Below are 21,483 nucleotides of genomic sequence, written 5' to 3'. Positions count from 1 at the left end.
GCGTTTACCGGGCCTCCCGGAGACCTACTCTGAAGATATGGGAGGGCCTTCAGACCCACACGAGGGGACACCCGAGGGCGGCCCCGGAGGTGGCGAGGACGAGTACCGGTCCGTCGTCTTCGACGAATCGTTCGTCAGGGCTGCCCGCCTTCAGGAGTTCTCCGCACAGGAGCGCATGGCCGACCACGCGCCCGCCGTACGGCGCCGTCCGCCAGTGCGCAGGGGCGGCCTGTCCCGGCAGGCGCTGATCCTGGTCCTGCTGATCGCGGTCGCCTTCGGCACCGCGATCTACATGGGCGTCCGACACCCCTACCAGACCCCGCAGGCCCGGCAGCCCGCCGAGCCCCTGCGGATGACCGTCATCCCGCTCGCCCCGCAGGGCAAGGTGCCCGGCGCCGCCGATCCCGAGGAGCTGTTCGCGCGCAGCCCCGCCGCGCAGTACCGCGTCGGCGCCGAAGGCATACCACTGCCCGCCACCCGGCGCACCGAGCACTTCTCGGACAGCCAGGTCGTGAGCGCCCTGAACACCGCCAAGGACTACCTCGTCCGCTCCTCCCTCTACCCCGAGGTGCTCACCGGCGGACAGATCCGGCCCGTGCGTGTCCTGGTCGCCCCGGATCAACTCGACCAGTTCGACCAGAGTTTCCGGCAGCCGACCGCCGACGGCAGGCATGCGCCGACCGGATGGCTGGTTCGCTTCGACCCGAACAGGACCGAGCTGGCCGACGACAAGATCCGCGTCCAGGGCAGCCTGCACGCGGCCGAGGCCGACGCGTCCACGCTCGAGGTCACCTCGGACCACACCTTCGTGTACGCGCTACGGCCCACCGGCGCCGGCGAGAAGGCCGAGGCGTCCCTGTTCACCGTCCGCCGTGAGCTGCACTTCCGCTTCGACCGCGACGACCTGCGCCTCCAGCAGGCCCAGCTGGCCGTCTCCTACGTCCAGGCCGGGCCGGTCTCCTGCGCCGGCGACTCCACCAACCATCTGCGCCCGCTGCTGGCCGGCCAGACCGCCAAGGGCGGCGCCCCGGCCGGCACGGACCCCTACGCCACGGGCAGCGCGACGGCGCTGTGCGGGACGCTGGCGCAGAGCGCGCAGCCGAAGGTGTGAACAACCGAAACCTGCTCCCTCCGTGACGTCAGCGGTTGTCGCCGTCCCGGCCCGTGCTGTCGTCGCCGTCCGGGCCCGTGCTGTCGTCGCGCGGCGGCTGGTCCTTCGGCGTGGACTCGGCCGAGCCGCCCGCCGGGCCGGTGAAGCCGCTGAAGCCGCGGCGCACCCGGCCGCCCAGGTCCCCCGCCCCGCCGGCGAGATCGCTGACCAGCTTCATCAGCGGGTCCTTGGAGGTCTTGACGTGCGTGGCGTAGTGCGACGCCGAGTCCCGGAACGAGTCCGAGACCGAGGTGTCCTTGTCCTCGCTGCGCCGCGGGTAGTGGCCGTCCATGATCCGCTGGTAGTCGCGGGACTCGGACCACTTCTTCAGCTCGGCCGCCCGGATGGTGGTGAAGGGGTGGGAGCGCGGCAGCACGTTCAGGATCTTCAGCACGGAGTCGCGCAGGTCGCCGCCCGCCTCGTACTCCTCGGCCTGCTTCAGGAACGCGTCCACGTTCATCTCGTGCAGGTGGTTGCCGCCGGCCAGCTTCATCAGGCCGCGCATCGAGGCCGTGAGGTCCTGGCCGACCAGCAGACCCGCGCGGTCCGCGGACAGCTCCGACTTGCGGAACCATTCGCGCAGCGCGGTCACGATCGCCATGATCGCCAGGTTGCCCAGCGGGATCCAGGCGACCCTGAGCGCGAGGTTGGTCAGGAACAGCAGGATGGTCCGGTACACGGCGTGGCCGGACAGGGCGTGGCCCACCTCGTGCCCGATGACCGCCCGCATCTCCTCCTCGTCGAGCAGCTCGACGAGGCCGGTGGTGACGACGATGATCGGCTCGTCCAGGCCGATGCACATCGCGTTCGGCTGCGGGTCCTGGTTGACGTACATCGGCGGGACCTTCTCCAGGTCCAGGATGTAACAGGCGTCCCGCAGCATGTCGTTGAGGTGGGCGAACTGCTGGTCCGAGACGCGCACCGAGTCGGACAGGAACAGCAGCCTGAGGCTGCGCTCGGGCAGCAGACCGCTGAGCGCCTTGAAGACCGTGTCGAAGCCGCTCAGCTTGCGCAGCGCCACCAGGGCGGAGCGGTCGGCCGGATGCTCGTACGCACGCGAGGAGATTCCAGGGAAGCGCCTGCGCTGCCTGCTCGGCACGTTCTCGTGCCCGTTGTGCTCGTGGCCGTCGGACATGTCTTCCCCCATGTGCGTGTGTGTGGCCCTTTGCGGACCCTTGTGCGGCCCTTTGCGCCCCCGAAGCAGTGCCCAGCCTAGGCGGATATACCGTGGACGGGCAGTACAGCGAAGGAGTCCGTCATGGAGCACAGCCCCGCGTCCGCCTGGCTCGCCGGAGCCGCGAACGCCGCCGAACAGCAAGGGGCGGGGAATCTGCTCCGGGTCGTACTGATCGTGATGGTGCTGGGCTGTGTCCTGACCGCGTGGTTCCTGCTGCGGGGGTACAAACAAAAGGACGACTGAGACGGCCGCGAAGTTCCTTCGTCCGGTCTGCCGCGTACCGACGGCGGAGTCGGCGTGAGGGCCGCCGGGCCGCCCGCTTACGATGGGCCGACATCTTTATCCCGCCCACACCGGATAGGTACTGCCGAAGATGAGCTTCCACAGCACCGCAGCCCAGTTGGTCACCCTCGCCGCCGAGGGCGAGGAGCACGGTGGCGACCACGAGAGCCTCAACGCCTATCTGACCGGCGGCGGCGCGCTCTTCATCCTGCTGCTCCTGCTGTGGATCACCACCCGCTTCAACCGCGACCGCTGAAGCCTCCGGCCGGAGTCCTCAGGACGGGCCGGTAGGGTCTGCACGCATGGGAGAGCAGGACATGCCTACCGGCCCGACGAACGCGGGCAAGCGCCGCCTCGGCGTCATGGGCGGGACGTTTGACCCGATCCACCACGGTCACCTCGTGGCGGCCAGCGAGGTCGCCGCGCAGTTCCACCTGGACGAAGTGGTGTTCGTGCCCACCGGCCAGCCATGGCAGAAGAGCCACCGCAAGGTCTCCCCGGCCGAGGACCGCTATCTGATGACGGTCATCGCGACCGCCGAGAACCCGCAGTTCTCGGTGAGCCGTATCGACATCGACCGCGGCGGGCCGACGTACACCGTCGACACCCTGCGCGACCTGCGCGCGCTCAACCCCGACACGGACCTGTTCTTCATCACGGGCGCCGACGCCCTCGCCCAGCTCCTGACCTGGCGGGACACCGAGGAGCTGTTCTCCCTCGCGCACTTCATCGGGGTCACCCGGCCCGGCCACCATCTGACGGACGCCGGCCTTCCGGAGGGCGGTGTCTCTCTCGTGGAGGTTCCCGCTCTGGCCATCTCGTCCACCGATTGCCGTGCGAGAGTCGCCAAGGGAGACCCCATCTGGTACATGGTGCCGGACGGAGTCGTGCGCTACATCGACAAGCGCGAGCTGTACCGCGGCGAGTGAGCCGAGAGGGGCACCGGTGAACGACCGATACGACGCGGGGTACCCCGGCGATCACGGCGACCAGTACGAAATCGTCGGCTACGACGAGTACGGCCGGCCGATGTACCGGCAGATCCCGGCCCAGCAGCTCCCGCAGCAGCAGTCGTACGACCCGTACGCACAGCAACAGCAGGGCGGCCAGCAGGGCTACGGCTACGACCCGTACAGCACGGGCCAGCAGCCGCCGGCGCCCTCCTACGACCCGTACGACACCGGCGTGCAGCAACCGGTTCCTCCCTATGACACCGGTTCACAGCAACCGGTTTCGCCGTACGACCCCTACGACACCGGTCAGCAGGCGCCCACCGCCTCCTCCTTCGACGCCTTCGGCAACCGCGGCCGAGGGGGCACCGGAACCGCCCCGCCGTACGACCCCTACGGCCAGGCCGCGACCAGCGGCCGGCAGCCGCGCGTCGAGCAGCGCACCGCCGAGCAGACCGCCTACATCCCGCAGCAGGCCGGTCCGGCCGAGCACGAGGCCGCCGCCTCCGCGCAGCCCGAACGGGACTACCACGAACGGGACTACCACACCGAGCAGTTCGCCTTCGTTGAGGAGCCCGACGGCGAACCCGAGGACGTCATCGACTGGCTGGCGTTCACGGAGAACCGCACCGAGCGCCGTGAGGAGGCCCGGCGCCGCGCCCGTAGCCGGGTCGTCGCCCTCGTCGTCGTCCTCGCCATGGTCGCGGTCGGCGGGGTCGGCTACCTCTGGTACGCGGGCAAGCTGCCCGGCCTGTCCTCCTCCGACGACTCGAAGACGGGCGAGGCGACGGCCGTGGGCGCCCAGAAACGGGACGTGATCGTCGTCCACCTGCACGACACCAAGCAGGGCGGCACCGCCACGGCGCTGCTCGTCGACAACACGACCACCAAGCAGGGCACCACGGTGCTGTTGCCCAACTCCCTCGCCATGACCGGCGACGACGGCACCACGACCACCCTCGCCAAGTCCGTCGAGGACGACGGCTCCTCCGGAACGCGCGACGCCCTCGACACCGTCCTCGGCACCCAGATCCAGGGCACCTGGCGGCTGGACACCCCGTATCTGCAGAACCTGGTGGACCTGGTCGGCAACATCGACGTCACCACCAACACCGACGTGCCCGACCCCGACGCCAAGAAGAAGGGCGCCGCGCCCCTGGTGAGCAAGGGCGAGGACCAGACCCTCAGCGGCAAGATGGCCGTCGCCTACGCCACCTACCGCGCCTCCGGCGAGGCTCAGAACGCCCAGCTGGAGCGGTTCGGGCAGGTCATGCAGGCCGTGCTGCGCAAGCTGTCCTCCGACGCGACGGCGGCCACGACCACCGTGCAGACACTGGCGCAGATCCTCGACCCGTCGCTGACCGACAAGGACCTCGGCACCTTCCTGGCCAAGCTCGCCGACCTCGCCAAGGGCGGCGACTACAAGACGGCGCTGCTGCCCGTCCAGACCGACGGCACGCTCAGCGCGCAGGCGAGCGACAGCGTCGTCAAGGACGTCCTCGGCGGCACCGCGAAGAGCCCCGACAAGGACGCGGCCGTCCGCGTCTCCGTCCAGAACGCCAGCGGCGTCAAGGACAACACCGAGAAGGCCCGCGTGGTGCTCCTCAACGGCGGCTTCACCTTCCTGGAGGGCGGTACGCCGTCCGGCGCCCAGGCGGCGTCCAAGGTCACCTACACCGATGCCGCCGACAAGGAGAACGCCACCGAGGTCGCCAAGACCCTGGGCCTGCCCACCAGCGCCGTCACCAAGGGCAAGGGATCCTCGAACGCGGACGTGTCGGTGGTGCTGGGCCAGGACTACGAGTGATCCTTTAATCACGTGGGGTGCCGTCGGCGGTCGTGAGACCCTTGATGTCAAGTGACCGCCGACCGAAAGCCACGTAGTGACCGCGACTGACCGCTCCACCGAGCTCATCAACACCGCCGCGCAGGCGGCCGCAGACAAGCTCGCCCACGACATCATCGCCTACGACGTCAGCGATGTGCTGTCGATCACGGACGCCTTCCTGCTGGCCTCCGCGCCCAACGACCGCCAGGTCAAGTCGATCGTCGACGAGATCGAGGAGCGCCTGCAGAAGGAGCTCGGCGCCAAGCCGGTGCGCCGGGAGGGCGACCGCGAGGCCCGCTGGGTCCTGCTCGACTACGTCGACATCGTCGTCCACGTCCAGCACAGCGAGGAGCGGGTCTTCTACGCCCTGGAGCGGCTGTGGAAGGACTGCCCCGAGCTCGAGCTGCCCGCCGACGCCAAGGCCACCCGCGGCAAGGCCGCCGAGCACGCCAAGCTGCAGGCCGAGGAGGACGCCGCCGAGTTCGGAGGGCTGCGGTGAGCGCCCCCGCCGACTCGAGGCCGGGCCGGGGCCGCCGCGTCATCCTGTGGCGGCACGGCCAGACCGCGTGGAACGTGGAGCGCCGCTTCCAGGGCACCACCGACGTCGCCCTGACCGAGGCAGGCCTCGCCCAGGCCCGCCGCGCCGCCCGGCTGCTGGCCTCCCTGCAGCCCGCCGCGATCGTCGCCTCGGACCTGAAGCGGGCCGCCCACACGGCCGCCGAGCTCTCCATGCTCACCGGCCTGGACGTGACCCACGACGAGGGGCTGCGCGAGACCTACGCGGGCGTCTGGCAGGGACTGACGCACGAGGAGATCATCGCCCGGCACGGCGAGGAGTACGCCGCGTGGAAGCGCGGTGAGCCGGTGCGCCGCGGCGGCGGCGAACTGGAGACGGAGGTCGCCGACCGCGCCGCCCCCGTCGTGCTCCGGCACGCCGAGAAACTGCCCGACGACGGCACGCTCGTGGTGGTCAGCCACGGCGGCACGATCCGCACGACCATAGGCCGTCTCCTCGGCCTGGAGGCCCACCACTGGGAGAGCCTCGGCGGCCTGTCCAACTGCTGCTGGTCCGTCCTCGGCGAGGGCGCCCGCGGCTGGCGGCTGCTGGAGCACAACGCCGGGACGCTGCCGGAGCCGGTGCTCGGCGACGACGACTGAGCCCTGCTCCAGGGCTCGTGACCCGGATTTCACTTTCCGGCAGGTCGCAGGCTAAAGTTCTTCTTGTTCGCCCCGCCCAGCTGGGGCAACACCAGGGGCTATAGCTCAGTTGGTAGAGCGCCTGCATGGCATGCAGGAGGTCAGGAGTTCAATTCTCCTTAGCTCCACAGCAAGGTCCCGTCCGATCGAGCCGATCGGACGGGACCTTTCCGTTGTGCGGGTCGTGCGGGTCGTGCGGATCTAGCGGGCCATCTCCTGGTGGTACAGGCTGCGCAGTCGGCTGCGGGCGCGGGTGAAGGCGCTCTCCGCCGATTTGTGGGTGATCCGCAGGGCGTGTGCTGTCTCGGCGTTGCTCAGGCCGCGGGCGCGGGCGAGCAGAACGTCGCGCTCACGGGTGCCGAGGGCGGTGGTCTGGGTCAACAGCCAGGCGCCGGCGGCCCGTTCGCAGACCCCGTGCTCGATGTCGGAGCCGGTTTCCGGCGGCCGGTGCAGGGTGCCCACCCGGCCGGCCAGCCGCCCGTCCCGCTGGACGCCGCGCTGGTGGTCGACGCACAGGCGCAGCGTGATGGTGGTGAGCAGCGCGGCGACCCGGGACTCGTCGAGGGCCTCGAAGGTCGCCGCCCGGATCATGGCCTCTTGGACACAGTCTTCCGCGTCCGCCGCGCGGCCGAGTCGGCTGGTGGCCAGCCGAAGCAGGCGCTCGCGCTCGGCGAGCACCAGGGTCCAGCGTGTTTGGTGAACTTCTTCCATGGAACGGTGGTGCAACGTGCGCGTCACTGCAGCTCCCCCTAGCCGAGGTCGTTGTGGCTGCAGCCAGCTTTGTCGGGGGCGGTGAGGCAAAGCTTGACGCGTTCATAGGACGAGTGGTCCGGAGCCGCGACCACGTATAGTCGAAATCAAGAAATGCCCAATCGAAACGAGCTTCGTTCACAGGAGTGGAGCAGAACGCTTCGGTTGCTCAATGTTCTGAGACAGCTCGCACACGGGGGAGTGGGCAGGCGTGGCTTTTGTGCAGTTGCAGTTGTTAGGGCCCATGGAGTACTGGGCTGAAGGAAAACCAGTGGAACTGGGGAGGGCCAGGCAGCGTTCCATCTTTGCGATGCTCGCGGTCAGTGCAAATGAAGTAGTCATGCCCGACGAGCTGATCGACTGGGCATGGGGTGCAAATCCTCCACGATCGGCGCGGAACATGATCCATTCCTACATTTCTCGACTGCGGGGGGCACTGGAGGAGACCGCCGACGGCGCGGGGGCCAAGGTGTGCCGTCGCCACGGCGGATATGTGCTGGAGGTGGACACCGAAGCGGTCGATCTGTACCGCTTCCGGCGGACCGTCGCGGCCGCACGGGCTGCGGGGACGGACACCCGCGCGATGGTCTCGCTGTTACGGGAGGCGCTCGGGATCTGGAGCGGGCGGTCCCTCGGCGGGGTCGCCGGGGACTGGGCCGCGCGGACCCGGCGGTTGCTCGAACAGGAACGGCTGTCGGCCCAGGTCGAGTGCCACGAGGGCGAGCTGCGGCTGGGCGGCCACGTCGGGCTCATCGACGAGCTGCACTCGCTCGCCGCTGAGCACCCGGACAATGAACTCGTCATCCGCAACCTGATGACCGCGCTGTATCGTTCCGGCCGCCGTGCCGAGGCGGTGGAGGCGTACGCGGCGCTGCGCCGCCGCCTCGCCGACCAGCTGGGGGTGGATCCGGCCCACCAGACGAGGGAGCTGCACGCCCGCATCCTGAGCGCAGACGCGGAGATCGGGGTGTGCGAGCCGGACACGATCACGGCCCCGTCGGTGCCGTCCGTGCCCCGCCAGCTGCCGCGCGGCCCCCGCTGCTTGGGGCGGGAGCAGGAGCTGGCGATGCTCGACAGCTTCGTCACCGCCGTCGACGGCCAGCCCGTCATCCGGGTGATCGAAGGGCCGCCCGGCATCGGCAAGACGGCCCTCGCGGTCCAGTGGGCGCACCGGGTGGCCCATCGCTTCCCGGACGGCCAGATCTTCGTCACCTTGCACGGCAGCCGCAGGACCGATGCCCGAGACGGGTGCGAGCACCTGGTGGGCCGGGCAGGGCCGCCCCGTGCGGACACGGTGCTGTCGACAGCCGAGGCGGCGTGGGGCCGGGCGGCGCCCCAGGCCCGGCCCGGTCCGGCCCAGGCCGTCCGGTCGGCGACGGGGCGGGACGGCGCGCCGTCCACCGACGACGTGCTGCGGTTCGTGCTGCCCAGCCTGGGCGTGTCCGTGCCGCGGGGAGAGGCCGACCTGCGCGGGCTCTACCGGGACGCCATACAGCATCGGCGGGTTCTCGTCGTGCTGGACGACCTGGCCTCGCCCGAGCTGCTGGCGGCGCTGCAGCCGGGCGCGCCCGCCGGTGCCTTCCTCGTCACCACCCGGGACGCCCGCCCGCTCGCCGGGCTGGGTGCGCTGCGCACCGTACGGCTGCGGGAGCTCAGTGACCAGCTGGCCCAGCGGATGCTCGCCGGGATCCTGGGGGAGAGCCGGGTGGAAGCCGAGCCAGGGGCCGTCGCCCAGATCATCGAGCTGTGCCGCCGCACCCCGCGGGCGCTGACCATGGCGGCGGAACAGGCGCTGGTCCGGCCGCGGCTGCCGCTCGCCGACCTGGCGGCAGCCATGGCTGCCCGGGCGCAGTGAGCCCGGGCGTCAGCGAGGCGCGGCCGCCAGGGCGTCGAAGAGGGTGCGCAGTTCGGTGATGCTCGCGTCGAGGGCCTCCTGTTGGTCCTCGGCGCGCACCACGGCCATCGCCGTCTCGCACAGGCCGCCGTACAGCAGGTGGGTGAGCGCAGTCACGGAGTGCGGTGCGATGTCACCGCTCTCCGCGGCGCGCCGGACGCCTTCCTGCATCATCTTCAGGCAGTCGGAGTTGATCTCCCGCATCTCCTCCGTGCCGAGCGCGCCGGGTGCGTCAAGCAGGTTGATGCGCTGCACATCGGGGTCGAGCACTTCGAGGAGGAAGGCCCGCGACCCGACGAACACGGCCTCCCAGGAGTCCGGTTTCGCCTCGCTGTAGGCGCGGGCCACGATGCGCGCCAGGCGGGTCTGTTCGCGCTCGTACACGGCCCGGAAGAGGTGCTGCTTGCCGGAGAAGTGGTGGTAGAGGGCGCCCTTGGTGACATGGGCGGCCTCCACCACGGCGTCCAGTGAGGTCGAGTTGTATCCGCGGTCGGCGAACAGCGCTCGGGCGGCCCGCAGCAGTTCCTCGATAGTGCTGTCGGACCGTTCGCGCTGCGTCAGACGTGTTGTACGAGTCGTGGGCATGTTCACACTTCCCGGATCGGACCCCGCTTGAGCTGGTCTTCCTAGGCTACACGCAGTTCCATTCCGTCCGTACGTATGTGTTCTGGCCCGTTCTGGACGCGGATCAGGGGGCACTCACCCGCGCCGCGAACCGGAGCACCCGGTTCCAGGCGTCCGCCGACTCCTCGGCATAGGTGTCGCGCTTGGCGTCGAAAAAGCTGTGCGGGGTGCCCGGGTAGGTGACCACCTCGTGGTCCAGGCCCGCCGCGGCGAGGGCCTCGTCGAAGGCCCTGACATGGGACAGCGGGATCCCCGGGTCGTCCCCGGCCATCAGTGCCAGCACCGGCGCCGCCAGCTCCGCGGCCCGGCTCGTCGGGCCGGGTGAGCCGTCAGGGCCGTCCGCGGGCCAGCAGTAGAACCCGATCACGCCGGCGAGATCGAAGCCCCCGGCCGCCGCCATCACGGCGAGCCGGCCGCCGATGCAGAACCCGATGGTGAGGACGGCGCGCGCGGCGCCGCCCTCGTCGGAGCGCAGGTGCGCGATGCCCGCACTCAGGTCGGCGTAGAGCTCGCGCGGACTCAGCTTGGCCATGTGCTCGGTGTACCGGAAGTCCTTCTCCCGTTTTCCCACGCCTGCCGTGCGCCCGTAGTAGTCGATGACGAGCGCGCGGATGCCGTTCTCCGCGAAGCGTTTGGCCAGCTCCGTGTAGAACCCGTACAGACCGCGTACGTCGGGCAGGATCACGATCGCCGTTTCGGTGCCGCCGGACGGGGCGGCGGTGAAAGCGGCGAACGTATTGCCGTCCGGCGCGGTCAATTCCATATATCGGCTCTCGATCGCGGCATCCGGAATTTGCGGCACCGGCGGTACGGCGTCTTCGTCAAAGCACATGGGCGGGGGATCTCCGTAGTTCTCGGGCTGTTCTTGGTCCCTGGTCGATTCGGTGTGCCGGGCGCGTTTGGTCGTTCGCTTTTCTACGAATACTGGGAACCGAGTTCCTCCAGAGTGAACGGAACCCGGAACGGAGGCACGCTCACGCCCTCGATCCGGTACCGGTTCCACAGGTCGAGCTCCGTGATCCGCCCCGCGGCGTCGCCCTCGGCCGTGCGCAGAACAACGCCGGCGCTGCGGTCACCGACGAAGCGGGTCAGCTCCTCGTGCGCCTCCAGTCGTCCGTACCAGCGGTAGTGGCCGTCCAGCGGCTGGAACTGGCCGATGAGCCGGACCCTGATCCGGAACTCGGCGCGGTCCTCCACGACCAGCACCGCCGGGCCGTCGTACCCGTCATCCTCCACGGTCAACTTCCCTTTCTCTAGTCGTCCTTGAGCCAGCCGGCCTCGCGCCAGACCTTCTCGGACCTGCCGCCGATCAGGCCGATCGACTTGTAGTAGGGGGCGATCCGCTCGGCCCCGTAGGCGCCGTTCACCTTTCCGGTGGGGTTGTTGCGGCCTGCTTCGACGGCCACCTTGGGGTCGAGGCCGGCCCGCTCGTACATCAGCGGGTTGTAGCGGTCCCGGCGGACCGACTTGACCACGCCCGCCAGGAAGTTGCGCAGCATCTCCAGGCGCCGCTTCGAGAGCGTCGGCACGAACCGCTCCAGCTCGGTGCGGGCGAAGCTGATGTGCCGGGCCTCCTCCACGACATGGATGCGGGCTACGGTGCGGACCAGGGGCTGGACCGTCTCGTCGGCCGCCTGCTCGCGCTGGAAGCGGTCGAAGAACTCCTCCGTGAGCAGCAGCATCGCCCACAGCGCGGGTACCGGTGCGAACGTTTTCAGGAGCAGGCCGCTGCGCTGGGTCTTCGGGTGGACGGGGTAGAACTCCGAGCCGATCTTCTCCACCAGCCGGGCGAACATGATCATGTGGCGCACCTCGTCCGCCACCTCCGTCAGTGCGAACTGCACCTGCGGGCTGGTGATGTCCCGCTTGTACGCGTACCGCGACACCAGGTGCAGCAGGATGTGCTCGGTCCACACACCCGCGGCGAGCGACGACGCCAGCTCCTCACGGCTGAGCAGCAGCTTCTGCTCGATGCTCAGGGAGTCGTACAGCTCCGTCCCGTACAGCGAGATCCGCTTCTCGGGCAGGAACCACTTGCCCTCCTCCAGCGGGTCGTCCCAGTTGACGTCGACACGTGGGTCGTACGAATGCTTGGCCGACGCGATGAGGAGCTGTGCGGCCTTCTTGGTCTGGCGTGCGGCCGGGTCCTGGTCCCGGCGGCTGGGGCGGTCGGTTGCGGTGGTCATCACGACTCCTTGTCCTGTGCTCGATGAGTGCTTTCCAGGTGTGCGGCCGGCCGGTCGGTGTCCGCGGAGACGAGTCGGTGCACGTCGACCGTGATCTGCTCGCGGACCGGGCGGCCGGCCAGGATCTCGACGACGTACCGTGCGGCGAGTACGCCGAACTGATCCGAGGCGTAGACGAGTTGGGGGACGCTGTACTCCGGTTCCGAGCGGTGCGCCTGCACGTCGGCGATCAGGTCGGCCGGGACGATCTCGCGCGGGATCACCTTCAGCAGCAGCGTCCACAGCGCCCGTTCGACGATGTCCGCTTCGGTGATCACGCCGGCGAGCGGGACCGGTTCGGTGCGGTAGTCGTAGTACCGCACGTGCTGGGTGCCCGAGAGGTCGTAGCCGGAGATCACGGGCAGGCCGCGGCGCGCCGACTCGACGTGCAGGGCGTACTTGGCCCGCCAGCCCGAGACCGTGGTGACGTCCACACCGTCGACGACCGCGTCCACCCCATCCAGGAGCGGACCCGCGTCGTCGGGCCGGACACCGGCCGTGTCGACCCGGGTCTCGGCGAAGGGGTTGACCGCCCTGACGCGCTCGGCCGCCACCTCGGCCTTGTTACGGCCGATGTCCGCGTACCTGGCGCTCTGCCGGTTGAGGTTGTTGAGCTCGTACTCCCCGGGCTCGGCGAGGACGAAGCGGCCCATGCCCAGCCTGGCGAGCGGTTCGACGACCGCGCCGCCCGTGGAACCGCAACCCGCCACCAGAACCGTGGCGGTGCGCAGCCGCTGCTGCACGGCGTCCGGGATCAGGCCGCGATTGCGTTCCGTCAGGGCGCGGTAGTACGCGTCCGGATCCCCCGGAACGCCGGCCGGGAGCGGCCGGGCAGGCGGGGCCGCGGCGGTGGTGGTGCTGCTCATATCCGCACCCTCCGGATCTCTCCTCCGACCCGGCCGACCAGCTGCTGGAAGCCGGCCAGGGGATTCGTCGCCGTCAGGGCGTGCCGGAGCCAGTGGACGAGCCGGTCCAGTTCCTCCCCCCGCGGGACACGCGCCACGAACGGCTTGACCACCGCGCGTTCCACGTAGGCCGGGAAGAGCAGGTCGTCCTCGGGCAGCGAGGGGCGAGTCCCCTCGATAACGGTGATGTCCCTCAGGCTGCGCGTCAGACGCCGAACGCCCAGGCCCTCCTCCCCGTCGCCGACCAGGAACGTCGGCTGGGGCGTCAGGTCGCCGAGGACCGTGTAGAAGCCGAGCATCAGCTCCAGCGACAGGCGCAGCCGCCGTTCGGGCGAGGTGTCGCGCTCGGAGGCGCGCTGCATCAGACGCTTGATCTCCCACACCTCGTCGGTGGTGACCGGATCGTCGAGCGGTATGTGGTCGAAGAGGTTGATCCGGTGGGCCACTTCGCAGGGGAAGGGGGCACGGTCCGGGTGTGTCACCGGCAGCGGTGTGCTGTCCGCCGAACCGGTGATCGACACATAGCGCAGGATCGCGCCGGTCGACTCCTCCAGGCCGATGACATGGATCTCCTCGCCGTGTTCCGCGCTGCGCGGTTCCGCGAACAGGCCGCGTGCGAAGGCGACCCGGTCGCTGGCGAAACGCGAACGCAGGTACTGGGCGAGCCGGAACCCGTAGATCACCAGCTGGTAGCGCTCGGGCAGCCGGGACTGTGGCACCGCGAGCACCGTCAGACCGTCCGGACGGCGGGCCAGGTACAGCGGATCCGTCTGGTCGGCCAGGCCCTTGAGGCTCATCCGGTCGTGCAGGGCCAGGACGTGGGCGACGTACCGTTCGCGGCGGGCGTCGTCGGTGCCCTGCGCCGCCGTGGCGGTGACGGTTTCGCCGGTCACGGCTGCCTCCTTCGGTTCGGGACGCGGGCCGGGGTCTTCAGGGCCCGGGGCGCGGGGTCCGGCACCGGGGCCAGCGCGAGCCGCGTGCAGCGGGCCGCGGAGGCCACGGTGGCCTCGATGAACGACGCGGCCGAGGACGCGGCGGCGGCCCGCGCCCCGGGCGTCGTCATCCGGTCGCTGCGCGGCGCCGTCCTCACGACCGCCGCCCGTACAGCGCACCGGTGATCGCCAGCGCCAGGACCTCCGGCGTGCCCTCGTAGATGCGGGCGCCGAACGACTCGCGGACCAGCTTCTCCACGCCGTACTCGCGGCAGTAGCCGCGCGCCCCGACGATGGACATGGCCTCCTCGGACACCTCGATCGCCGCGCGGTCGGCGAACATCTTGGCGACTGCGGGGCCGTAGACGGGGGCCGGCAGCATGTTGTCCGCCTGGTGGGCCGCCTGGAGGTAGAGCAGCCGCGACGCCTCGATCTTCGTGGACATCTCGGCCAGCTTGCGGGCTGTGAACTGGTGCTCGTACAGCGGCTTTCCGGCCTGTACCCGCTCGCCCGCCCACTCCTTGGCGATCTCGAAGGCGCCGCGGGCGACACCCGTGGAGATCGCGGCGACGATCGAACGGGCCTGGTTGGACTGGACGGTGAGGTAGTTCCAGCCGCCGCCCTCGCCGAAGACGATGTTCTCCTCGGGCACCCGGACGTCCTCGAAGGTGAGGGTGGTGCCCAGGCAGGCCCGGTAGCCCATCTTGTCGGCGACCGCGCCGCGCGTGACGCCCTCGCTGTCCAGCGGCACGATGAACACGGTCAGTCCGGTGGCGCCCGGGTGGCCCTCGATGTTGGCGAAGACGGCCGCCCACTCGGCGACCTTGCCGTTGGTGATGAAGCGCTTGACGCCGTTGAGGACGAAGTGGTCGCCACTGCGGCGGGCCGTCATCACGTCCTCGGCCAGCTCGGTGTGCTCCGGTATCAGCAGGTCACAGCCCGCGATCTCCTCGGTGATGGCGTTGCAGGCCAGGACGGGCGAGTCGCCCAGGAAGGGGGGCAGGAACCGGGCCTGGAGCTGCTGGTCGCCGGAGAACAGCACGGACGTCTGGCCGAGCAGCGACGCGCCGAAGATCAGCGCCGTGCTCGCGCAGACCGACGCGAGCTCCTCCATGGCCACGGCCACACCGAGCACACCCATGCCGCGGCCGCCGAACTCCTTGGGGATGGTCAGGCGCAGCAGCCCCAGTTCGTGACCCGCCCGGACGGTCTCCCAGTCGAAGTCGTCGGCGGGGGCGAGGTCGTTGTCGAGCACCCGCGGTTTGACCACGGTCCGCGCGAACTCGCGCACTTCGTCGCGGAGTTCCTCGACTTCGGGAGGCAGCTGGAACAGCGACGGCATCGCCGCGGCGTTGAGGGCGCTCAGGTCGGACAGGGTCGGGGCGTTCGGGACGGCGGTTGTGGTGGTCGCGATCACTGGGTCGGCTTTCTGTGTGACGGATGGTCGGGTGGTGACGCGGGCAGGGCGCGTCCGTCAGGCAGTGGCCGACGGCAGCGCGAGACGGGCGTACTCGCGGCCCAGCACCGGCATGAAGTCCGCCAGTTGACGCACCTTGGCGACGGGGCCCTTCACGACGAGGCTGCGGTCGACGATCGCGCGGGTCACGCCGAGCTGCCCGAGGAGGACGGAGTGCAGCGCGTCCGCCCGCACCTCCAGACGCAGACTCGCCGGGTGCGGCGCGCCGTCGTGCACACCGTCGGAGTCCAGCAGGAAGGCCGTGTGGTCGGCGTCGGCCGTCTGGGGCCGGGTGAGGACGAACTGGAAGGAGAAGTCGCGCTCCTTGAGCAGGGTGGCGAACTCGCCGTCTGCGGCGGCCGCTCGGAAGGCGTCGATGAACAGCTGCGGGTCCTGGACGGTCACAGTCGTGCTGCCTTTCGTGTCGGAGGCTCGGTGGGTGCCGGATGAGGCCGTGGGGCGGTGGCCGGCCGGTCAGTTGTGGGACAGTGCGCCGACCGCGGTGTCCACACCGTGCGGTGCGGCTTCGGCGAGGATCAGGTCGGCCGCGCGCTCCGCGAGCATCACCGTGGGCGCGTGGGTGTGGCCGCGTGGCAGGGACGGCATCGCGGAGGCGTCCACGACCCGGAGCCCTGCCACGCCCCGCACCCGCAGCCGTGGATCCAGCACGTCGTCGGGGCCCGGTCCCATGGCGCAGGTGCCGACCGGGTGGTAGAGGGTCTCCGCGTGTGCACGCACCAGGGCCCGCACCGTGCGCGGGTCGGGGTCGAGGGCGCCCGGCGTCAGTGGCTCACCGAGCCGCTTCGCCAGTGCGGGCCGGGTCAGCACGTGCTGGGCCCGGTGCACCCCCTCGGTCAGGACGCGCAGGTCGTCCCCGTCCGGGTCCGACAGATACCGAGGATCGATCACCGGGTGCGCCGACGGGTCGGTGGAGGCGAGCAGGACTGCGCCGTGGCTGCGCGGCCGCAGCAGCACCACGCCCAGCGTGACGCCGTGCGTGCGCGGCGCCCGTCCCTGGTCGAGGAACGGCACCAGCATCCACACGAACTCCAGGTCGGGCGCCGGGAGTCCGTGGTCGCTGCGCAGGAACGCCACGGCCTCCGCGAGGTTGGACGTGAGCCGCCCGCGCCGGCCGCGCAGGAACTCGGCGATCTCACCCTGGGGGTCCGTGACCCCGGGCGTCACCGGGCCGTGCGCGTCGAACGCGAGGGGAACGTAGAGGTGGTCGGCGAGGCCCAGCCCGACCTTGGGAGCGTGGGCGTGCACCGTGATGCCGTGCCCGCGCAGCGCGTCCGCGTCGCCCACGCCCGAGAGCATGAGCAACTGCGGGGACCCGATCGCGCCCGCCGCGAGGATCACCTCGCCGTCGGCGCGCAGCTCGGCCGGCCCGTCCGGGCCGGTCCAGGCCACGCCGACCGCGCGCCCGCCCTCGATCAGGATGCGGTCGACGCGGGCGTCGGTGACCACCGTGAGGTTCTCGCGGCCTCCGGCGGACCGCAGATACCCGTCCGCCGCGCTCCACCGACGTCCGCCGCGCTGGGTGGCCCGTACCGGTCCGGCGCCCTCCGGTTCCAGCGGGTGCCCGTCGTCCAGCGAGGGCAGCCCCGCCTCGGCACAGGCGGCCAGGAACTCGGCCGTGGCGGGGCTCGGGTCGCGCAGGTCCTCGATACGGATGGGCCCGCCGGATCCGTAGTCGCCGCCGCCGGACCGGTCCTCGGCCCGCAGGAAGTACGGCAGCACCTCCTGAGCGGACCAGCCCGTGCACCCCTCGGCCCTGGCCCAGCCGTCGAAGTCCGCCCGGTGCCCGCGGGTCCAGATCTGGGCGTTGAGCGAGGACGAGCCGCCGAGTGTACGGCCGCGTGGCCAGCGCAGACTGCGCCCGTCGAGCTCCGGCTGGGTGGTCGTGCGGTAGTTCCAGTCGGCCGACGTGCCGAACAGGGCGGGAAACGCGGCCGGGATGCTGATCTCGGCACGCCGGTCCGGGCCGCCCGCCTCGATCAGCACCACCCGGCCGTCGCAGCCGGCGCTGAGCCGGTCGGCCAGCACACAGCCGGCCGATCCCGCGCCGACCACGATGTAGCGCACGGTGTCCTCGCTCATCACGTCCCCGCGCGGTCGTTGATCCGGGTGCTGAGGGCCTTCACGATCTCTGCGGCGAGGGCGGCGTGCCCCTCGATCGTGAAGTGGATGCCGTCGGCGCTCATCAAGTTGGGGCGCAGCCGTACCGGGTGCTCCCACATCTCGATGAGGACGGCGCCGTGCCGCCGTGCCACCGCCCGGATGCGGTCGTTGAGGGCGGCCATGCGGTCGCTGAAGACCGCCAGTTCCGGGACCGTGTCGAAGACGTTGGCCACGGTGAACGCGAAGATGTCCGCACCCTGCGCGCGCAGCGCCGCGTAGATGGCGTCCAGGTCGGACTCGACGCCGTCCAGGTCGGGCTCGCTGTCGAACAGGTCGTTGCCGCCTGCCGCGACGTTGACCAGATCCGGCCGGAACGCGAGAACCTGCTCCAGCTGCTCGGCCCGCACCTCGCTCGTGCGCTTGCCCATGACCCCGGTGTTCAGATAGCCGAAACCCGGCTTTCCGGAGCCGAGCGCGGCGGAGATCCGCTCCGGCCACGGCACCTGGGCATAGCCCGGACTGGGGTCGCCGAGACCCTGGGCGAAGCTGTCTCCCAGCACGGCGAGCCGCTGCCACGGGGCGCCGCGCAGGAGGCGTACCGAGTCCTCGTGGGAGAGGACCAGTGGGTCGTCCGCCTCGCGCTGCAGATCGTGCGTTGTCATCTTCTCCTGGCCGCCTCTCTGGCTGCTCACGGGTGGGTCACGCGGCGTCGCTGGGCGCCGCCGCCTGCTGCTCTACGAAGTCCTCGATGTCCTTCACCGTGGTGATGTCGCGCCCGGCGCCCGGGCTGGGGTTCACGAGCGCGAACTCCTGCTCGATGCGGAGTGAGAGCTCGATGACGGCGAGCGAGTCGTAGCCGAGCTGCTCGACGAGGCGGTCGTCGGACTGCGCCTCGCGAGCGCCGAGCGGGCTCATCTCGCCGACTATCTGCCTGACCTTCGCGCGCAGTGTGCTGCTGTCCATGTCCTGTGCGTCCTCTTCTCTTTTTCTCTTTATCGCTGCTGATGTCCGTGTGGGCTTTCCGACGGTCCCTCAGGCCGCCGCGGCCCGGATCGGGTGCGGCGCGCTCCAGCGCTCCTCGTAGGCATCGAGCGCCTTGTCCACCGCGAGGTCCCAGGACAGGCCGGCCTTCTCGACCAGGTGCTCAAGGCCCACCAGGCGCAGCTGCTTGACCAGGCGTTCCCGGGCGATCTCGACGCTGCCGCGCAGCTGCGTGGCCCGGCTGAGCAGGGCCGCGCGGATCGTGGGCACCGGGTTGTGCCGTGAGGGGCCGATGAGCACCCAGGCCGCCGCGCCGAGCGATTCGAAGTGAGCGTCCTCGATCACCTGGGCGAACCCGCCGGCGACCCCGTCCTGCGCGGCGCGCAGACCGAAGGAGACGTGGCGCGACTCGTCGCGGGTCACGTTCGTGAGCCCCTCCTCCAGCGCGTCGAGCTTCAGCCGCTTGGCGAGGAAGCGTGTGGTGCGCAGCGCTGTCGCGGCGAGCACGCCCTCGGTGATCAGGTGGTAGTAGATGAGCGCCCGGTACCAGGAGTCCCGGTCCTCGTGGTTGGCGCGCACCGCGTCGGTGACCCGGGTGAGTTCGGGGGCGAACACCTCGGCATAGTCCGCGCCGTCCTCCGCCTCGTCGAGGGCGGTCCGACAGGCGTCCTCCAGGTAGGTCTGGAAGAACCGCACATGCCGTGCCTCGTCGGCCAGCTGGGTGCACAGGAAGATGCGGTCGTCCTCTGTCGGCGGGGCGTCGATCAGCGAGCCCAGGGTGTGGGTGACGGCCACCTCACCCACCTCGAGCTCGGCGAGTGAGCCGAGCATCTGGGAGCGCGAGAAGGGGCTCAGCTTGTCCCAGGTCGCCGCGTCCCGTGCGGGGTCGACCTGGGCGACGGCCCACTGCTGGCGCTCCCAGCGGCGGTAGAGGTCCGCGGAGCCGGCGAGCCGGCCGCGCTGTTCTGCTGTGCTCTCCGCGGCCGTCTCGGTGACGTCGAGGACGAGCCCGGCGGTCGTGGCGGTCATATCGCTGCCCCATCCAGTTGTGCTGCGGTCGGTTCGGTCAGGTGCTGGTCGAGGTGAGTCGTGTGCAGTACGTCGCCGAGTGGCGCGCCCTCGCCCGCCTGGCGCCAGAGCAGCCGGCGGCGCGGCTTGCCGCTGGAGGTGCGCGGAATGGTGCCGCGCCGGGCCCGCACCACGGTCACGGAGACCGAGGTGTCGAGCGCGGTGCGCAGCACGGCGGTGACGGGCTCCAGCCAGTCGTCGCCGGCGGCCTCCACGACGACGACGGCGCCGGACTGCCCGCCGCGGGCGCCGAGCGCCACGGCGCAGCGGCCCGCCGGTACCCCGGGCAGCGCGTTGAGCGCCGCCTCCAGGTCCTCGGCGTGCACCTTGCGGCCGCGGACCTTGAGGCTGTCGCCCACGCGTCCGACCACGTACAGCTCCCCGTCCAGCAGGAACCCGGCGTCGCCGGTGCGCAGTCCGTGCTCGGTGAAGGGCGCGCCGGCCGCGGGATCGGGCGACTGGTAGCCGTCGGCCACCGACGTCCCCCGGACCCGGATCTCGCCGAACGTGCCGTCGGGCAGTGGTGCTCCGTCGTCGTCGACGACATCGACGGCGGTTTCGGGCACCGGGGCGCCGCAGGAGGTGATCCAGCGGGCGGGGTCCTCAGGCCGGTCGACACCGAGGACGCCCGAGCCGACGACGGTCACGGGGGCGCCGACGGCCGGCGGGCCGTCGGGCCGGACGATGCGCGCGCCGACGCCGGGACGGACGCCGGTGACGGCGAGGGTCGTCTCCGCCATGCCGTAGCACGGGGCGAAGGCACGGGAGTCGAAGCCGTACGGGGCGAGCCGCGCGGCCAAGTCGGCGGCGACCCGCGCGTCCACGCGCTCGGCGCCGCTCATCGCGACCCGCCAGGTCGAGAAGTCGGTGCCGCGCAGCTCCTCGTCGCGGACGCGGGACGTGGCGTATCCGTAGCCGAAGTTGGGAGCGGTGGTGATGGTCACCCCGTGCCTGCCGTGGCAGTCGAGCCAGCGGGCCGGGGAGCGGATGAAGTCGACCGGGCTCATCAGCCACAGGTCGATCTGGGCCACGACGGAGCCGAGGAACGTCCCGATGAGGCCCATGTCGTGGTACAGCGGCAGCCACGACGAGCACGAGTCCTCGCCCGTCACGCCGAGCCAGCCGTGGATGGCACGGACGTTGGCGGTGAGGTTCTCGCCGGTCACCCGGACGCCCTTGGGGGTGCCGCTGGAGCCGGACGTGAACTGCAGCAGGGCGAGTTCGGCGTCGCGGCGGTCCAGATCGTCGGCGGCCGGCAGCGTGTCGGGGCTCGGGAGCACCAGGGGGGTGCCCGTCCCGGCCTTGGCGCACGCCGTGGCGGCGAGCGGTGCGAGTGCGTCGTCGGTGAGTACGGCGGCCGGGGCTGCGGTATGCAGCACGGCTGCCGCGTGGTCGGTGAACGCGTCGTGGCCTGCGAAGGAGACGGGCGAGGCGATCGGAGACGGGGTGGCCCCCGCGTACATCGTGCCGAGGAAGGCCGGGACGAACGTCTCGGGCTCCTCGATGAGCAGCGACACGACGCCCTTCGTGACCCCGTTCGCGTGCAGGAAGGCCGCCGTGCGGCGGGCGGCCGAGGCGATCTCTGCGTACTGGCGCAGGTGCCAGTCGCCGTTGCGGTAGTGGTGGATTCCGCGCTCCGGCGCGGGGGAGTCAAGCCAGTCGAGGACTGAGTTCATCAATTCCCCTCATCGGTTGGGCAGTTGAACGGTCCGATGTGGCTGCGACCGCGGCGGCGGTGCGCTGCCGACTGCCTGCTGCCCCCAGGCGATGGGTTCTCGTCCTGTGTTACGGGCTGGTGGACGTCCCCCCTCGCGGCAATCGCCGATTCCTTCGAAAATCTCCGGCGAGCGCTGTCGGGTACGGCGGCTCGGCGTCGCTCAGGCGGGCCTGCTCCCAGCACATTCGGCGGGGCCGCGGACTCCGAGGAGGCCGCGGCCCCGCCG

Annotated in this window: 24 protein-coding genes and 1 tRNA gene; 9 read left to right on the top strand and 16 right to left on the bottom strand. The window is 70.9% G+C overall.

The genetic code is table 11. From position 1 onward, the window contains the following. The first annotated feature begins 37 nt into the window (after positions 1-37). On the top strand, positions 38-1,111 hold the full coding sequence (locus tag AB0I98_RS05260; protein WP_362935539.1) for a hypothetical protein: 1,074 nt from the start codon (positions 38-40) through the stop codon (positions 1,109-1,111). Between the two features lie 28 nt (positions 1,112-1,139). Here AB0I98_RS05260 and AB0I98_RS05255 read toward each other — a convergent pair whose 3' ends face one another. Continuing rightward, the gene (locus AB0I98_RS05255; protein WP_362935737.1) at positions 1,140-2,285 is read right to left on the bottom strand and encodes a M48 family metallopeptidase; all 1,146 of its coding nucleotides are present in this window, start codon (positions 2,283-2,285) and stop codon (positions 1,140-1,142) included. A gap of 123 nt (positions 2,286-2,408) precedes the next feature. Between AB0I98_RS05255 and AB0I98_RS05250 the strand changes: the two genes are divergently transcribed. The 7 genes from AB0I98_RS05250 to AB0I98_RS05220 all read left to right on the top strand — a co-directional run bounded on the left by AB0I98_RS05250 (position 2,409) and on the right by AB0I98_RS05220 (position 6,712). Beyond that, on the top strand, positions 2,409-2,570 hold the full coding sequence (locus tag AB0I98_RS05250) for a hypothetical protein (RefSeq protein ID WP_210574540.1): 162 nt from the start codon (positions 2,409-2,411) through the stop codon (positions 2,568-2,570). Between the two features lie 130 nt (positions 2,571-2,700). Continuing rightward, entirely contained in the window at positions 2,701-2,865 is a 165-nt protein-coding gene (locus AB0I98_RS05245) for a hypothetical protein (protein ID WP_362935536.1), read from the top strand. Between the two features lie 46 nt (positions 2,866-2,911). Further along, the gene (gene nadD / locus AB0I98_RS05240; protein ID WP_362935533.1) at positions 2,912-3,538 is read left to right on the top strand and encodes a nicotinate-nucleotide adenylyltransferase; all 627 of its coding nucleotides are present in this window, start codon (positions 2,912-2,914) and stop codon (positions 3,536-3,538) included. A 16-nt stretch (positions 3,539-3,554) separates the two neighbouring features. Next, entirely contained in the window at positions 3,555-5,366 is a 1,812-nt protein-coding gene (locus tag AB0I98_RS05235) for an LCP family protein (protein ID WP_362935530.1), read from the top strand. A gap of 76 nt (positions 5,367-5,442) precedes the next feature. After that, entirely contained in the window at positions 5,443-5,886 is a 444-nt protein-coding gene (rsfS, locus tag AB0I98_RS05230; protein ID WP_210574534.1) for a ribosome silencing factor, read from the top strand. Then, positions 5,883-6,545: a histidine phosphatase family protein gene (locus AB0I98_RS05225; RefSeq protein ID WP_362935527.1), complete on the top strand. Its 663-nt coding sequence runs from the start codon at positions 5,883-5,885 to the stop codon at positions 6,543-6,545. The genes rsfS and AB0I98_RS05225 overlap by 4 nt, the downstream gene beginning before the upstream one ends. Before the next feature lie 94 nt (positions 6,546-6,639). Continuing rightward, positions 6,640-6,712, top strand: a tRNA-Ala gene (locus AB0I98_RS05220). Between the two features lie 73 nt (positions 6,713-6,785). Here AB0I98_RS05220 and AB0I98_RS05215 read toward each other — a convergent pair. Then, positions 6,786-7,295: an RNA polymerase sigma factor gene (locus AB0I98_RS05215; RefSeq protein WP_362935524.1), complete on the bottom strand. Its 510-nt coding sequence runs from the start codon at positions 7,293-7,295 to the stop codon at positions 6,786-6,788. 283 nt (positions 7,296-7,578) lie between these two features. On the opposite strand from AB0I98_RS05215, the gene AB0I98_RS05210 reads away from it, so the two are divergent. Continuing rightward, positions 7,579-9,189: a BTAD domain-containing putative transcriptional regulator gene (locus AB0I98_RS05210; protein WP_362935521.1), complete on the top strand. Its 1,611-nt coding sequence runs from the start codon at positions 7,579-7,581 to the stop codon at positions 9,187-9,189. Positions 9,190-9,198: 9 nt separating this feature from the next. On the opposite strand, the gene AB0I98_RS05205 is transcribed toward AB0I98_RS05210, so the two are convergent. From AB0I98_RS05205 to AB0I98_RS05140, 14 genes are all read right to left on the bottom strand, one after another. Then, positions 9,199-9,813, bottom strand: a complete 615-nt coding sequence (locus AB0I98_RS05205; RefSeq protein WP_362935518.1) for a helix-turn-helix domain-containing protein — start codon at positions 9,811-9,813, stop codon at positions 9,199-9,201. Between the two features lie 103 nt (positions 9,814-9,916). Beyond that, positions 9,917-10,684 (bottom strand): dienelactone hydrolase family protein, encoded by a 768-nt coding sequence (locus tag AB0I98_RS05200; protein WP_362935515.1) that lies wholly within the window; start codon positions 10,682-10,684, stop codon positions 9,917-9,919. Positions 10,685-10,767: 83 nt separating this feature from the next. Continuing rightward, positions 10,768-11,088, bottom strand: a complete 321-nt coding sequence (locus AB0I98_RS05195) for a DUF4873 domain-containing protein (protein ID WP_362935512.1) — start codon at positions 11,086-11,088, stop codon at positions 10,768-10,770. A gap of 17 nt (positions 11,089-11,105) precedes the next feature. Then, positions 11,106-12,038, bottom strand: coding sequence for a diiron oxygenase (locus AB0I98_RS05190; RefSeq protein WP_362935509.1), 933 nt, complete (start codon positions 12,036-12,038; stop codon positions 11,106-11,108). Continuing rightward, entirely contained in the window at positions 12,038-12,943 is a 906-nt protein-coding gene (locus AB0I98_RS05185) for a ThiF family adenylyltransferase (protein ID WP_362935506.1), read from the bottom strand. The genes AB0I98_RS05190 and AB0I98_RS05185 overlap by 1 nt, the downstream gene beginning before the upstream one ends. Beyond that, entirely contained in the window at positions 12,940-13,875 is a 936-nt protein-coding gene (locus tag AB0I98_RS05180; protein ID WP_362935503.1) for a hypothetical protein, read from the bottom strand. The genes AB0I98_RS05185 and AB0I98_RS05180 overlap by 4 nt, the downstream gene beginning before the upstream one ends. Further along, complete coding sequence (locus AB0I98_RS05175; protein WP_362935500.1) at positions 13,872-14,072, bottom strand: hypothetical protein; 201 nt, start codon at positions 14,070-14,072, stop codon at positions 13,872-13,874. Before AB0I98_RS05175 ends, AB0I98_RS05180 begins: the two co-directional genes overlap by 4 nt. Next, on the bottom strand, positions 14,069-15,331 hold the full coding sequence (locus AB0I98_RS05170; protein ID WP_362935497.1) for an acyl-CoA dehydrogenase family protein: 1,263 nt from the start codon (positions 15,329-15,331) through the stop codon (positions 14,069-14,071). Before AB0I98_RS05170 ends, AB0I98_RS05175 begins: the two co-directional genes overlap by 4 nt. A 57-nt stretch (positions 15,332-15,388) precedes the next feature. Then, positions 15,389-15,775 (bottom strand): SCP2 sterol-binding domain-containing protein, encoded by a 387-nt coding sequence (locus AB0I98_RS05165; RefSeq protein ID WP_362935494.1) that lies wholly within the window; start codon positions 15,773-15,775, stop codon positions 15,389-15,391. A 69-nt stretch (positions 15,776-15,844) separates the two neighbouring features. Then, positions 15,845-17,470 carry a GMC family oxidoreductase N-terminal domain-containing protein gene (locus tag AB0I98_RS05160; protein ID WP_362935491.1) on the bottom strand — a complete coding sequence of 542 codons (1,626 nt, stop codon included), beginning with the start codon at positions 17,468-17,470 and terminating at the stop codon, positions 15,845-15,847. Continuing rightward, positions 17,470-18,153, bottom strand: a complete 684-nt coding sequence (locus AB0I98_RS05155) for an SGNH/GDSL hydrolase family protein (RefSeq protein WP_362935488.1) — start codon at positions 18,151-18,153, stop codon at positions 17,470-17,472. Before AB0I98_RS05155 ends, AB0I98_RS05160 begins: the two co-directional genes overlap by 1 nt. A 37-nt stretch (positions 18,154-18,190) precedes the next feature. Continuing rightward, positions 18,191-18,454 (bottom strand): acyl carrier protein, encoded by a 264-nt coding sequence (locus AB0I98_RS05150; RefSeq protein ID WP_362935485.1) that lies wholly within the window; start codon positions 18,452-18,454, stop codon positions 18,191-18,193. Positions 18,455-18,523: 69 nt separating this feature from the next. Further along, positions 18,524-19,501, bottom strand: a complete 978-nt coding sequence (locus AB0I98_RS05145; RefSeq protein WP_362935482.1) for a ribonucleotide-diphosphate reductase subunit beta — start codon at positions 19,499-19,501, stop codon at positions 18,524-18,526. After that, the gene (locus tag AB0I98_RS05140) at positions 19,498-21,216 is read right to left on the bottom strand and encodes an AMP-binding protein (RefSeq protein ID WP_362935479.1); all 1,719 of its coding nucleotides are present in this window, start codon (positions 21,214-21,216) and stop codon (positions 19,498-19,500) included. The genes AB0I98_RS05145 and AB0I98_RS05140 overlap by 4 nt, the downstream gene beginning before the upstream one ends. Between the last annotated feature and the right edge of the window lie 267 nt (positions 21,217-21,483).

Origin of the sequence: Streptomyces sp. NPDC050211 (genome assembly GCF_040656035.1) — a bacterium.
Taxonomy (GTDB): domain Bacteria; phylum Actinomycetota; class Actinomycetes; order Streptomycetales; family Streptomycetaceae; genus Streptomyces.
This window is presented reverse-complemented; position numbering and strand designations above follow the sequence as displayed.